The organism is Ramlibacter agri (genome assembly GCF_012927085.1).
Lineage (GTDB): Bacteria > Pseudomonadota > Gammaproteobacteria > Burkholderiales > Burkholderiaceae_C > Ramlibacter > Ramlibacter agri.
In genome coordinates this window covers 989,527-1,004,565 of sequence record NZ_JABBFX010000003.1, presented here as the reverse complement: position 1 = coordinate 1,004,565, position 15,039 = coordinate 989,527, and the positions used below count along the sequence as shown (strand labels likewise).

The window sequence follows — 15,039 nt, the reverse complement described above, 5'->3', positions numbered from 1 at the left end:
CCCGCAGCTGGAACTCCGCCGCCGGCAGCCCGTCGACCTGGACGTTCAGGAAGCCGCTGTCCACCAGCACGGCGTTCTCGGAGATCACGTCGTTGGTGTCGCCGTCGCCGTTCAGGTCGATCGGCGCGCGCACCATCTCGGTGACGATGCCCTCGATCTTGCCGTCGCCGTTGTAGTCGACGTTGTCCTTGACCTCGTCCAGGATGTCGTTGGTGTCGCCGTCGTGGTTGTAGTCGACGTAGATGCCGGCTTCGCTGACGGTGTCGTTCGTGTCGTGGTCGCCGGTGAGGTCGATCGCCTTCTGCACCTTGTGCAGGCCCTTGGCCACCAGCACCAGGTTGTCGATCAGGCCGTCGGCGTCGCTGGGCAGCGCCTTCACGGTGCCGGTCAGGATCAGGTCTTCGCCCGCGATCAGCTCCAGGTCCTTGCTGGCCTGCAGGTTGCCGTTCAGGCTCAGCGTGCCGCCCGACTCGATGATCAGGGTCTCGGACGCCATGTCGCCCGGGAACAGGCGGCTGGCGTCGTCGAACAGGAAGTAGCCGCCCGCGCGGTACTCCATCAGGACCGGCGCGTTGAAGAAGCGGTACAGCGAGACCACGTCGTGCGCCACGAAGGCGACGCCGCTGTCGTAGTCCAGCGAATCCACCGGATTGGTGTCCGTCCGGCCGACCGGCGTGGCCACGCTGACGCTGTTGGCCGTGCTGGTGAAGCGGATGGTGTTGGCGCGCACCGCGCCCACCGCCGCCGGGTGGGCGTTGTCGCCCACGCGCAGCTCGTTGACGGTGGTGATGTTGACCTGGCTGGTGCCGCCGGCGACCTTGGTGGTCTGGGCGCGGACGACGTCCAGGCCCTGCGACTTCTCGTACAGGCCGTCGCGCTCGGACAGCACGATGTCGCCGCTGGCGGTGATGGCGTCCAGGCTGTTGGCCGCGATCTCCAGGCCGTCGATGCCGAGGGCGGCATCGAGCACCAGGCGGTCGGCCACCAGGTCGACGGCGTCGTCCGGGAAGCTCTCGGTGATGCGGCCGGTGGTGGACGTCAGCTTGATGTCGCCCGACGAACTCACGTTCGGCAGCGTCACCTGGCCCGCGATGCCGCGGACCACGCTGTCGCGGCCGGTCAGCGTCAGCTGGCGGGCGGCGGCGTCGAAGCTGACGGTGAACACGCCGCTGGATTCGATCTTCGTCTTCAGCGCGTCCAGGATCACGTTCCAGTCCGCGGCCACCTCGCCGGCGCCGGTGCCGACGGCGACGCTGAAGAGCGTGCCGTCCACGTTGACGGCGTAGGCATAGCCCGCCGCCGGCACGTGGTCGTGGAACTGCACCAGCGTCACTTGCGGCCTGCTGGTCGCTGCGTCGGCGGCCTGCGTGATCGTGGTCTTGGCGGCCACGGTCGGCTGGCTGGCGCCGGTGTCCAGGTAGATGCCGGCGGAGGCGTAGCGCACCAGGATGTCGCCCTGGGCGCTGACCTCGATGTTGTTCTCGTCGCGGTTGGACGCCAGCACCACCGACGCCAGTTCGACGATGCCGTCGGTGTCCAGCGTGAAGGAGCCGTCGGCCACCGTCACGTCCTTCACCAGCAGGCGGCGCGAGGTGTTCTGCGACATCGCGACGCTGCCCGCGGCGGTGGTCCGCAAGGTCAGCGTGTTCACGTCGGTGTTGATCAGGCCGACCATGCCGGCTGCCAGCACCGTCAGTTCGTCGGCATGGATGGTGCCGCCGGACTGCGTCACGCTGCTGGCCGAGCGGACTTCCACGTCGCCGCGGTCGCCGGTCTTCACGTCCACCAGGGTCACCGCGCCCTGCACGGTCACCAGCAGCACGTCGTTGCGGTCGCTGGCGCCCAGGGTCTTGACCAGGGTCGCGAGCAGGTTGCCCGTGTTGCGCACGTCGATCGCGCCGTTGGCGGCGACGACGTTGGCGAGGTCCAGGTCACCGTAGTTGGTGAGCTCGATGTTGCCCGCCTCGCCCAGCTGCAGGTCGGCCGAAGCGACCTGCGTGTTCAGCGTGATGGCGGTGTCGGCGCGCGCCTGGACGGCGTGCGCTTCGATCAGGCCGCTGCCGCGGCCGGTGTCGGCATCCTGCGTCTGCACGATGGCGCCGCCCTTGGCCGACAGCTTGACGCTGGCGGTGTGGGTGGCGTTGTCCGCGCTCAGGTGCGACGAGGTCAGCGTGATGTTGCCGCCCAGGTCGCCGGCCGCCAGCGACAGGTCGCCGCTGGTGGCCTTCAGCACCGTCTCGGCGTCGCCGGTGATGCTGCCGTCCTGGGTCGTGCCCGCGCCGGCGGCGATGCTGAGCGTGCCGCCGCTGATGCTGCCGGACAGCGCGACGTTGCGCATCGCGGCCACCGTGACGGCGCCGGAGGCGCTCGTCTGGCCGCCCAGCGTCATGTCGATGTCCGACGTCAGGCTGACGGTGCCGGCCGCGCCGGTCGCCTGCACGATGGCGTTGTCCGCCAGCACCAGGTTCTTGCCGGCGTGCAGCTCGATGCTGTCGCCCGCCGTCAGGGTGGTGCGCATCAGGCTGCCGTCGTCGTTGCTCCGCAGGCCCTGCAGCTGCAGCGTCGTGCCGCTGTCGACCGACAGGTCGCCGTTGGCCTTGATGCGGCCGCTGATGTTGGTGGCGCCCGCCGCCTCGATGTGGACGTTGTTGCCGAAGACCGATTCGCCGTCGTAGCCGGGCACCGAAGTCTCGGAGGTGCTGGTCGTCGTCGCCACCGTGCGCAGCACGGTCTGCTGCTCGATGATCGGCACGCTGGACCAGACCGTCACGTCCTTCATGTTGACGGTGATGACGTCCTTGGTCGTGGTCTGGTAGATCGGCCGGTAGTCGTAGATGGCCTGGTCCTGCGAGACCTCCTGGTACGACAGCTTGATGCGCGTGTCGTACACGTTGTGGACGCCCGACAGCCACTGGTTGGAGTAGTCGGTGCGGTCCTCGTAGCCGTAGCCGGTCAGCTCCTGGCGGCCGTTGGCCCAGATGTACAGGTCGTCACCGCCGCCGCCGTTGGCTTCGCTGCCGGAGCGGTAATCGTTCTCGGCCACGATCTGCTGGTAGACGCCCTTCCAGTAGTTGTAGTTGCCCGAGGTCCAGAGCGGGAAGCCCGCCACCCAGGAGTCGTAGGCATCCTCGGCGCCGCCCACTTCGTTGAGCACGCCGATCTTGAAGTTGTCCTCGACCTGCGGCGAGCCGGGCGTGTTGAAGCTCCACACCATCCCGTTGGAGCTGAGCACGGCGCTGCTGTACTTCTCGTACACGGTGGCGGCGAACCACTCGGGCACGTCCTCTTCCTCGCCGTAGTCGGGCCAGCCGCTGCCGTCGTCGTTGTCGACCCAGTGGCCGGTGAGCTGCTGCCAGGCGCCCCAGTACTTGTACATGTAGGCGACCACGTTCTGGCGGACGCTGGAGCTGAGCGTCGTCACCGAGGTGGTGTCGTGCAGCAGCGCGTCCTGGAAGGTCGCCCAGCTGCGCAGCAGGTTGGTGCTGTCGCTGGCCTGGCCGGTCGTGTTGGCGAAGTTCTGCATCCCGGCGTAGGTCTTGTACGCCGCGTACAGGTAGCCATAGTCCACCTGGGTCTGGTCACCCGTGCGCTGCCAGTACCAGTTCGGGTCGCGCACCAGCGTGCCGTTGTCGGAGCGGCCGGCGATGTCGAAGGTGCGGCGGCCGCTGAACGCGGTGTAGTCCACCTGCCAGGTCGCGGAGCCGTCTTCCAGCAGCGCGAAGCTGCCGTCCGGGCCGGTGCCGGTGTAGCTGGACGCGATCTGCGTGTACTTGGTGAGGGCGCTGTCCTGGTAGCTGCCCACCCATTCGCCGACCGCCGTGACGCCCTGCAGTGCCGCGACCACGGCGCGCTGGTCGGCGCTCAGGTCGGCCAGCGTGGCGCCCGTCGTCGGCGCCGTCACGCCGGCGGCGGCCCAGTCGATCGTGCTGTAGTCGGTGACGCCGGTCAGCGTCGACCAGCTGCCGCCGGTGTTGGTGCCGTCGGCCGAGGCGTCGTTCACCAGGTATTGCGCCTGGCCCTGCGAGACCACCCGCAGGATGTCCACCTGCGCGCCGCTGGGCATCTTGATGTACTTGTCGCGCCAGCCGGCGACGTCGACGAAGTAGACCTTCTGGTCGTTGGTCGTCGTGTCCCAGGTCGGCTTCTGCGTCGCGTCGTCGGTGGTGACGCCGTTGATCGTCGTGTGCACGACGTAGTTGCTGTACGAGAACTGGTACAGCGGCATGTAGCCCAGCGCGTTCAGCACGGCCTGCTTCTGGGCCGCGCTGAGCTGGCTGAAGGTCCGGTATTCCGCCTTCGTGTAGTCGCTGGTCGTGACCTTGTCGGCGTGGACGACCGCGCCGCCGGTGCCGGCGTTGTCCCAGTCGATCGAGGTGTTGAGGTAGTCGATGCCCTCGATGAAGTACTCGCGGTACTGCTGGCCGGCCGGAGCGTTCGGGTTGTAGTACCCGATCTGCTCCAGCGTCACGTCCATCGTCGTGTACTTCGAGCCGACCTTCACCAGCTCGGTGCCGACCTGTTCGGTGATGTCCGTGGTCGTGTGCGTGACCTCCGGCACCTGCACGGTGCCGGTGGCTTCCTGCCGGTAGCCCGTCACCACGTCGACGATGTCGGCTTCGGTGGTGTAGGTGGTCGTGGTGGTCGTGCGCGTGCCCTTCACGGACGCATCGGCGTCCACAGTCACGCTGCCACCCGAGCGCAGGCCGATGGTGCCCGTCGCCTGCAGCGTGCCCTGGCCGCGGATGACCATCGTGCCGCCCTGCAGCTGTTCGCGCACGATGGCCTGTTCCATGCGGGCCCGCGTCCAGCTCATGTCGACGCCGACGTTCATGTCGATCGCGTTGCCGGACTTCAGGAAGCCGGCGCCGTCCACCGTCAGCGTGCGGCCGGCGTTCACCAGGATGTGGCCGCTGGTGGCGCTGAACGCGCCGACGATGCCGTCGATGGTGACGTCGGCGCCCACCAGGTGCACCAGGCCGTCGGCCTTGACGATGGCCGCATCGGCCTGGTCGGTCGCCGGGTCGTAGGTGCCCTGCACCACCAGGCTGTTGCGTGCCGCCAGGTAGATCTGGGAGCCGGTGCCCGTGGCCCACACCCGCGCGTCGGTGCGCGCGTAGATGTTGCCCGAGTAGATCTCCACGTTGTCCAGCACGTGGATGTTCCGCTGCAGCGTGATGTCGCCGCCGGTGGAACGCATCACCAGCGAGCCGACCTTGCCCTGGCCCAGCGAGGTGTCGCCCAGCGCGCCGAGCGGCTCGTTCGGGTCGGCCTGGCCGACCACGCCTTGCACCAGGATGCTGTCGGTGGAGACGATCGTGATGGTGCCGCCCACGTTGGTGTCCAGCGTGCCGCCGGACACGTTCGGCACCAGCAGGTCGACCAGCACGCCGATGCGGCTGTCGTCGGTGCCGCCGGTGACGCTGATCGCCTTGTCGGCGCTCACCAGGCCGTCGATCCAGACCTGCGAGCGTGACAGCACGCTGATGGTGGAGCCGGCGTCGGCCGCTTCCACGTTGCCGCGCAGTTGCACGTCGCCTTCGGCCCGCAGGTCGATGGCGCCGTCCATGCCGGCGTCGGCTTCGCTCCAGGCCGCCGTGCCGCCGAAGGCGCCGGTGGCGTCCACGCGCACCGAGCTGGCGCGCGACATCGCGAAGCCCAGGCCCGCGCTGTCGATGCCGGCCTGGATGGACAGGCGGCCGGTAGCCGCCAGGTTGCCGGCGTCGGCGCCGTCGCCCAGCACCACCGAGCTGGTGGTGCGGATGTCGATGCCGGAGCGCTTGCCGGTCCACGTGAAGGCGCTGCCCGCCGGGTCCACCAGCTGCGCACCCGCGCGGATGCCGCCCGCCAGCACCATGCTGTCGGCGCGGATCACGATGTTGCTGTCGTCGCCCGAGGCGAACAGCTGGCCGTCGGCGCCGACGGCGAAGCGGCCGCCCGCGGTGACGTCCAGTTCGGCCGCGGCTTCGACCACCGCGCCGCCGCTGTAGCCCAGCGTGCTGCCGATGGCGATGGAGTCGCCCGCGATCAGCGCCAGCTTCTGGCCCGCGCCCTGCACCAGCAGCGTGGTGCCGTGGATGGCGATGTCGTCGCCGGCCTGCACCTGCAGCGAACCGGCCAGCTCCAGGCTCCCGTGGATGTCCACGTCGCCGGTGCTGGTCACGCTGACTTCGTAGTCGTAGCTGGCGGCCGTGGCGGAATGGCTGCGGATGGTGCCGCCCAGGTCCACGCTCTGGCCGGACAGCGCCATCAGCGCGCCGGTTTCCAGCCAGCCGTTGGCGGCCAGGGTCAGCTTGCCGGCGGTGGAGCCGATCTGCAGCAGGCCCAGGTCGGGGTTCTCGGTGCCGATCTGGCTGTCGATCACCACGTCGTTCAGGCCGGTCAGGATGATCCGGCCGTGCGCGTCGGTGGTGTTCAGGCGGCCGGTGCCGTAGGTATGGATGCTCACCTCGCCGGTGTGCACGTCGGTGCCGGCGGTGACGATGATGTCGCGCTGCGCCGTCAGGCTGCCGCGCAGTTCGATCGTGTTGGTGGCATTGATGATGATGTCGCTGCCGCGGCCGCGGGCGATCAGGTCGCCTTCCAGCACGGCGTCGCCGGCCGGGTTCAGGAACATGCCGCCGGACAAGGTCTCCAGCACGCCGGTCGCCGTCAGGTTCAGCTTCTGGTCGCCGTTGGCCGCGGTGCCCGCGTACATGTTGATGCCGCTGTAGGCACGGACCCAGCCGGAGATGGTGATCTCGCCGGCGGGCGCGTCGGCCTTGCCCAGATTCACCACCGAGCCGCGCTGGGAGGCGTCGATGGCGTAGCCGCGGGCGGATTGCGTGGCGCCGCCGGTCGCGGCGCTGGCCGCGATCTGCGTGAAGCCCAGGCGCTCGGCGTTGCCGCCGGCCACCGCCGCGATGCCCATCGCGTAGTTGCCGGTCAGCATCAGGCGGCTGTCGTTCAGGCGCACGGTGACGGCGTCGGTGTCGCCGATGCCATCGGCGTCCGAGTCCATCAGCGGCAGGCCGGTGCGCGTGGTGCCCACGTCGGCCGGCGTCGCCGGCGAGGACACCACCGTGAAGGTGGCGTTCGCGATGGCGGCCTGCAGGTCGTCGCGCAGGTCGCCCACGCCGTTGTTGCCCACCGTGCTGGCGGCCGTCACCGTGACGATGCCGCGCAGCACCTGCGTTCCGGTGTCCACCGTCAGCTCGAAGCTGGTGTCGGCGCTCAGGTGGCCGTCGGCGAATTCGGCGAAGCGGTCGCCGGTGAGTTCCTGCGTCCAGGCCGGGGCCAGGATGCTCATGTCGCCGCCCGCAGACAGCGTGATGGAGCTGAACTCGCTCCAGGTCGTGAAGTGGACGTTGCCGCCCACCACGATGCCCTGGTCGGCCCACGGGTTCGCCGCCGTCGGCGTGCCGGTGCCGACGCCGCCGCGCACGTCGATGGTCTTGCCGGCCATCAGGTCGTGGCCCAGGCGCACCTGGCCCTCGACGTCGATCTTGATGACCGACTCGCCGCCGAAGGTGTTGCGCAGGCTGCCCAGGTAGTGGCCGGTGGTGTCGTAGTAGTCGACGATTTCGCCGCCCGCCACGACGATGCCCTGGAGGTCGGCATCGTCCTCGGACGTGATGGTGATGACGCCGTTCGGGTCGGCCACCGTGACGCGGGCGCCGCCCGGCATCTTGACGCCGACGTGGTCGGGGCTCGCGCCGCCCACCAGGTCGACGCGGGTCTTGGCGCGGATGGTGCTGCCGATCTCGACGGCGCCGCCGGACGCGGTCGGCGCCAGGCCGCCCAGGTACAGCTGGCCGCCGGAGCTGAGGAGCACGGTGCCGGATTCGTCGGACCAGTTGACGGTCTCGGACTGCAGCAGGCCGTTGTCGAACACCTGGACGACATCGCCGCCGGAGGTGACGTTGCCGACGATCTGCACCTTGCCGACCGCATCGACCACCACGCTGCCGCCGGAACCGTCGGAGGTGTGGCCGCCGACGATCAGGCCGCCGGCGCTGGCGACGATGACGCCGTAGCCGTCGTCGTTGGAGCCCGGCGCGTTGGTCGTGCGCACCGTGATGCTCTTGGCAGCCGCCAGGCCGCCGTCGGCGACGATGCGCTCGCCCGCCGTGACGCTGATGGTGGAGTCGCCCTGGCCCAGCCAGGTGACGCCGGTGGCGCCGATCGTGCCGCCGGCCACCACGCGGCCTTCGATGATGACGTCCTTGCCGCCCATCACATTGATGGAGCTGCCGGCCTGCAGGCTGTTCAGCGTGGAGGTCGCGTGGATGTAGACGCTGACGCCTTCCGCGTTGGCGCCGCCCAGGTTGACGCCGGTGGCGGACACGCCGCCGCGGATGTCGATGTTGCCGTGGACGTTGGCCGCGGTCTCCAGGTAGACCCACTTGTCGGACTGCAGGCTCAGGTCGGAGTTGGCGCCCAGCAGGTTGATGTTGCCGCGGATGATGACGTCGTCCGCGCTCGCCACCACCAGGTCGTGGTTGTCGGCCAGGTTGGTGATCGTGCCGGTCAGCAGGAAGCCGAAGCCGCGCTGGCCCAGCAGCGGGTGCGCCTCGGTGACGCGCAGCGCGTCGGGCGTGCCGTCGCCGTTCTCGTCGGCAGCGACGACCACGACCTTCTGCGTGCCGTCGTCCAGCACCCAGCGGTTGCCCGCCACTTCGCTGCCGGAGCTGCCCCAGCTCATGTCGGCGTTGCGGTAGTCGACGCCCTCGACGAAGCTGGTCATCAGCTCCTTGGCGCCGGCGCCGGCCTTGTAGTACACGGTGCCGTCGTACTCGGTCCAGCCGGTCTGGTCCTTGATGCGGAACTGCTGTTCCGGCGTCATGTCGGCGAAGGCGGTGCCCGCCGCCGGGATGGCGACGCTGCTCCACTCGATGCCGGCGTTGGTGTAGTCGGTGCCTTCCTTGAAGGTCAGCACGTAGGCGCGGGCCGGGTCGGAGGCCTCGGCGTCGTGGTAGACGACGCCGTCGAAGCGGCGGTAGCCGGTCTTCTGCAGCACCAGCTCCTGCTGCTGCACCGACAGCTTGTCGAAGGTGGTGCCGGTGCCCGGGTCCTTGAGGCCCGCGCCCACCCAGTCGATGTCGGCGTTCTTGTAGGTCGTGCCCTCGACCGGCATGGTCAGCAACTGCTGGCCCGCGGCGGCGTTCGGGTTGTAGAACATCTGCTGGTCGACGATCGCGTAGCCCAGCTTCTTCGCCACCACGGCGCGCTGCGCCGGCGTGAGCTGTTCGAAAGTGGCGTTGGCGGCCGGCGCGGCGATGCCGCCCCAGTCGATGCCTTCGATCGAGAACTGCGCAGGCCCGGTCGCCAGCTTCTGCACCACCTGCAGGCCAGCGGCCGCATCCAGCTTGACGTAGTTCGTGCCGCTGTAGGCCGTGTAGCCCAGCGCGGAGGCCACCACCTGCTTCTGCGCATCCGTGAGGCTGGCGAAGGAGGCGCCGGCCGCCGGCGTGCCGGCGTTGCCCCAATAGATATCGGCGTTGTTGTAGTCGACCACCGAGCCTTGCTGGAACGTGGTGACCAGCTTCTTGCCCAGCGGCGCGTTGTAGTTGTAGAAGCGGATGCCGCTGCCGACGTCGTAGCCCAGCGCCTGGTTGGCGGCGGACTTCTGGTCGGCGCTCAGTTCGTCGTAGCTGGCGGTGGCGGACGGAGCCGCGACGCCATAGGACGCCCAGTCGATGTCGGCCGGGTTGAACTGCGACTCGTAGCCGAGCGAATGCGCCACGGCCAGCTTCTGCAGCCAGGTGAGCTGCTCGAAGGTGGCATTGGGATCGGACGGCGCCGTGGCGCCGTACTTCGCCCAGTCGACCAGGCTGTTGCTGTAGTCCGGCTTGGTGCCCTGCACGAAGCCGGTCAGCACCTGGCGGCCCCCCGCGGCGTCGACCTTCACATAGATCGTGCCGTCGTAGCGGGTGTAGCCGGTGTCCTGCACGCCCTCGGCCAGCGTGGTCACGAAGTGGGCACCGCTGGCGTCGGCGTTGTAGAAGCCGCCGCCGGTGTAGACGGTGTAGCCCAGGGCCTGCGCCACCAGCGCCTTGGCGCTGTCGGACAGGTTGTTGAAGGGCAGGTAGTTGGCCAGCGAGCTCACGCCGGTGCCCGCGCCCATCGTCACGTTGCCGGCCGCCAGCAGCGCCTGCAGGTCGGCGGTGACCGTGCCCGCGTTCAGCGCGGTGATCAGCGCCGCGATCGCCGCCGGGTCCGTGGTCTCGGACAGCGTCTTGCCGGTGATGGTGTCGAAGTAGTCGGCGCGGTCATTGACCGTCTGGCCTGCATCCAGCACCAGGTCGCCATTGGCGGTGATGGAGCCGTCCAGCGTCATCTCGCCGTCGGTGCGCAGGGTCAGCGTCGCGCCCGTGCCGGTGGCGACTGGCACCGGCGTGGAGCCGACGTAGTTGAACTTCGCGCCGGCCAGCACGGCGCTGCCCGAGTTCAGGTGCATGTAGCCGTGCGACTCGAGGTCGACGCTGGCGTTGTCGCCTTCCACCGAGACCGTGGCGCCCTGCGTCAAGGTCAGGCCGGTGCCGGCGTTCATGCTCACGCGCGAGCCCGCGCCCGCGGCGAAGATCGCCGTGCCGCTCATGATGGACGCGGAGGTCGTCACCTCGACGCGGCTGCCCGCGGCTTCGGTGTAGATCTGGCTGCCCGGGTCGGCGGTGAAGCTGTTGACCTCGGCGCCGTAGCTGACCAGCGCGTGCGCGCCGGTGGAGCCCAGCACGCTGATGCTCACCAGGTTGGCCGCGCGGATCCAGCCGGAGACGAGCAGCTGCTCGCTCAGGTTGATGTGCACGTCGGGCGCGTAGATGCCCGAACGCGGCGTGCCCATCGGGTCGGCCACGTTCTGCTTCTGCACTTCCATCGTCCGGCCCTGGAAGGACAGGGACTGCGTGGACTCGATCTCGCCCACGATCTTGTAGTCGTCGGCGTAGAAGGTGGCCGGGTCGCGCAGGCGGGCGGACATCAGGAAGCTGCCCACCGTCTCGTCCTGCACGTCGCCGATCCACACGACGGTGTTGCCGCCGCTGCTGCCGATGTTGATCTGGCTGAAGCCGTCCTGCAGCGCCGACAGGTCGGTCATCGACAGTTCGAAGTAGCCGGTCTGGCCGGCCGTGGAGTAGTCGCGGCCGAAGTCGGACTGCGCCGCGCCGCCGATGCGGTAGTTCTGGAGGGCGCTCTTCGCGTGCAGGGTCAGCACGCCGGTGCCGCGCACCTGGTCGGCGCCGGAGGCGAAGTCCACGTCGTCGGCGACGATGCTGATCGCGCCGCCGCTCGCGTTGGTGGAGATCACGCCCTGCGACAGCGTCAGCAGCGACTCGCGCGCCGCCAGCTGCACGTCGATGGCGCCGTTGCTCGTGTTCAGGCCGCTGCCGACCAGCACCAGGCTGTCGGCTTCGCGCACCGTGATGTTGGCGTTGGCGCCGGTGCCGGTGTTCAGCACCGACAGTTCGGCCAGCTGCGTGTTCAGCGTGCCGCTGATGCCTGCCGCCGTGATCGACAGCATGGCGTTGGCCGCATTGAAGCGCGCGGCGTTGACGTTCAGCACGCCGGCCGCGTTGATCACCAGGTCGGTGCTGCCCCAGTCCTGGTTCGCCAGCGAGACCACCTTGGTCGTCGCGCCCAGGTCCTTGAACTCGACGCGGTCCAGGCTGTCGTCGAAGTTGATCGTGCGGGCGCCGTAGACCAGCTGGTGCGCGCCCAGCGTCAGCGTGTCGGCCGCCGTGGAGGTCACCGTGTCCAGAACGACGCGGTCGTTGCCCGCGCCGGCCGTGAGGTTCAGGATGCCGACCGTGCCGACCAGGAGCGTGTCGTCGCCGTCGCCGGCGTCGACCGTGTTGGTGCCCTGGTCGATGCGGATCGTGTCGTTGCCGCCGGCCGCGAAGATGGTGTTCGTGCCGCTGCCCATGTCGATGTATTCATCGCCCTGGCCGCCCACGAACTTGTCGTCGCCCTCGTCGCCGTAGTAGCTGATGCCGCTGACGCCGCCGCCGGTGATGGTGTCCTTGCCCTTGCCGCCGTGGATGACGGAGCCCGCCAGGCCGCCGCCGATGACGAAGTTGTCGTTGCCGTCGCCGCCGTCGAAGTCGAGGATGGCGTCGACGCCCGGCGAGACCATGATCGAGTCGTTGCCGCTGCCGCCGTTGGCGACGATGTGCTTGACGGTGCTGGCGTCGTAGGACAGCTTCTGCCCCAGCGCCCGCACGACGATCTGGTCGCCTTCCTTGTTGATGGTGTACGACTCGTTGACCGTGTCGTCGTACAGGTCCCCGCTGCCGTAGCGGCCCGAGGTGTCGCCCATGTTCAGGTACAGGGTGTCGCCGACCTGGTGCGAGATGACCGGCGGGGCGCCCCAGCTCCAGAGGTAGGAGCCCGACACCGAGATGCCGACGATGGTGACGCGCGCCGACAGGTAGGCGCTGACCGGCGTGAGCTCGATCGTGCCGCTGAAGCCGGCCAGGGTCTCGTCGATGCTGAACAGGCCCAGGTCGATGTGGATGTCCAGCGAGCCGTAGACCGTCGCGGCCAGCAGGTGGTCGGAGATGGTCAGCGACATGCCCGCATTCAGCTGCAGCGGGCCCATGTCGATGCCCAGGTGGGCCGAGCCGGTGATGCTGAAGTGGCCATCGCTGCGGACGTAGCCGCTGACGTCCACCTGGAACACGCCGAAGAAGTCGAGGCCGGCGTGGTCGATGCGCAGCTCGAACACGTCGTCGACGACGCTCATGCTGCCGGCGAAGTCGACGTCGAAGGCCAGCACGTGGATCTTGCCGTCCAGCGACAGCTTGAACAGCGTGTTGGCGGCGACGCCCGCGTATTCCTGCTCCTGGCTGGTGTTGATCTCCAGCGTGGCGCCGGCGGAGATGCCCAGCACCCCCACGCCCAGGTTCACCGAGGTCGCGACCTTCATCGCGAACACCGCGCCCTCGGTCGGGGTGTCGAGGATCGTGATGGCGCCGTTCACCTTCACCGAGCCCAGCACGTCCAGGTCCAGGATCATGCCGATGCTGGCCTGCAGGCCCTGCTCGCTGATGTCGATGTCCATCGACCCCTTCAGCGACACCGGTCCCACCGCGATGCCGGCGCTGCCGGCCATGTGCAGGCTGTGGCCGGCCAGCGTCACCAGCTTGGTGTTGCCGGTCGGCTCGCCGTCGGCGTCCAGCTCCAGCGAGCGCACCTGTTGCGCGCTGCTGGTGGTGTTGATCTGCAGCAGGAAGCCGCCGCGCACCTCGAACAGGCCGGCGTCGATCAGCAGCGAGCCGCCGCTGTCGGAGGGGTTGCCCACCTGCAGCGAGCCGTAGACGCCGCCGGCGACGATGCCCAGCGTGCCGGTCACCGACAGCGGTTCGAACACCGGCAGGTCCAGCGTGGCCGTGGCGCCCAGCTCCAGGCCGCTTTGCGACACGATGATGCTGAAGTCGCCCTTCAGGTCCAGCGCGTCGTCCAGCAGCTGGAGGTGGCCGTTGCCCACCAGCGCCACGTACATGCCGGTCCAGTCCGGCTTGCCGGGCGGCGTGGCCGGGATCGTGTAGGTGTCGAAGCCCACCTTGTCGCGGAATTCCGCGGGCACGTCGTAGGTCACTTCCTGGCCGAAGCTGTTCAGCGTCAGGTCCAGGTGCGCGTCCAGCTTGGCGAAGTCGCCCAGGTCGACGCCGGTGTCCAGCTCCATGCGCATCGCGACGCCGTCGCGGATGGCCAGCAGGCCGGTCGCATGCGAGGTGAGGCCCAGGCCGGCGGCGCCGATCGTGACCTGCACGTCGGCGAAGGCGGTGATGCCCGTGTGTTCGTCGGCGGTGAAGTCCAGGACGCCCGTCATCGTGACGATGTCGAAGACATCCAGTTCCACCGCGCCTCGGATGCGCAGGAACTGGCCGCTGTAGTCCAGCACCACCGGCACCTCGGGGTTGCCGGTGGGAATGGCGTAGCCGGGCTGCTGCACGTCCGGCGCGCTCGGCTTCGTCCAGGTGCTCTTGGAGAAGTCGATCGTCGTGAAGGACGCGCTGACCGACAGGTTGCTGTCGTAGCTGACCGCGCCGCTGGCGTCGGTGGTGAACTGGCCGACACCCAGCGAGAAGCGCAGGCCGGTGTTGATCTCCAGGTCCATGTTGTCGGCCTGGAGGGTGACGTCGGGCACGCCGACGAGGCCGACCTTGGTGACCGAGGCCTTGGCGGCCAGGTACACGCCCACGTCCACGCCCTCGGCGCTGATCACCAGCTCCTTGGCGACGATGATGCCGACGTCCAGGTCCTGGATCGCGAGGCCGACTGCGCTGGTGTCCGGCGTGTCGGCGCTGGTGATGCGGCCGTCGTGGTTGCTGTCCTGCCAGTAGCCGCCCACGCCGACGAAGCCGAAGGCGTCGTTGATGCCGATGGCCAGCGTGGTGACGGTGGTCTCGGTGCCGTCCGACAGCGTGACGTGCTCGGAGCCCTTCTTGGTGAAGGCCATCGAGGCGGACAGCTGCACGAAGCCGGCCAGGTTGATCTGCGCGTAGCCGACCTTGGCCTGCACGATCTCCTGGTCGAAGTCGACCAGGATGCTGTTGTTGCCGCCGGCCGGGATCTCCAGGCCGGTGTCGATGATGCCGTTGTGGTTCTTGTCCTCGTCGGCGTCCAGCACGCCGTTGCCGTTGGTGTCCTCGGTGAAGCTCGCCTTGTAGTCGATCGAGGGCGGCCCGAACAGCTGCAGGATGCCGTTGCCCACGGCGCCCAGCGCCGGGACGTAGAAGGTGTTGATGTTCACCTCGACGTCCTGCGCCTGCACCGTCAGCAGGTTGGGGTCGACGCCCACCAGGGCGGCGGTGCCGACCGAGGCCTTGGCGGTGATGAACTTCGGCGCGTACTGCTCCATGCCCGGGATCGCCGTGGCGAGCGTCGGCGTCATGATCGCCAGGCCGAAGTTGACGTGGTCGATGACCAGGCCCACGGCGCCCTGGTTGATCTGGTCCAGGTAGCCGTCGTGGTCGGCGTCCTCGCCGTAGCGGTAGGGGCCGCCGACACCGGCGAAGCCGCTCAGGTTCGCGCCGGCCAAGGTCAGCGCCGTGACCTGCATGG

1 protein-coding gene (only partly in view) is annotated in these 15,039 nt (G+C 69.1%); it reads right to left on the bottom strand.

Every position in this 15,039-nt window falls within one protein-coding gene, locus tag HHL11_RS29145, for an LEPR-XLL domain-containing protein (protein ID WP_169422108.1), read on the bottom strand. The gene is 52,851 nt long; 16,544 of those nucleotides lie to the left of the window and 21,268 to its right, leaving coding positions 21,269–36,307 in view — codons 7,090 (partial) to 12,103 (partial); reading right to left, the first codon wholly in view occupies positions 15,035 to 15,037. Both codon boundaries (start and stop) fall beyond the window edges.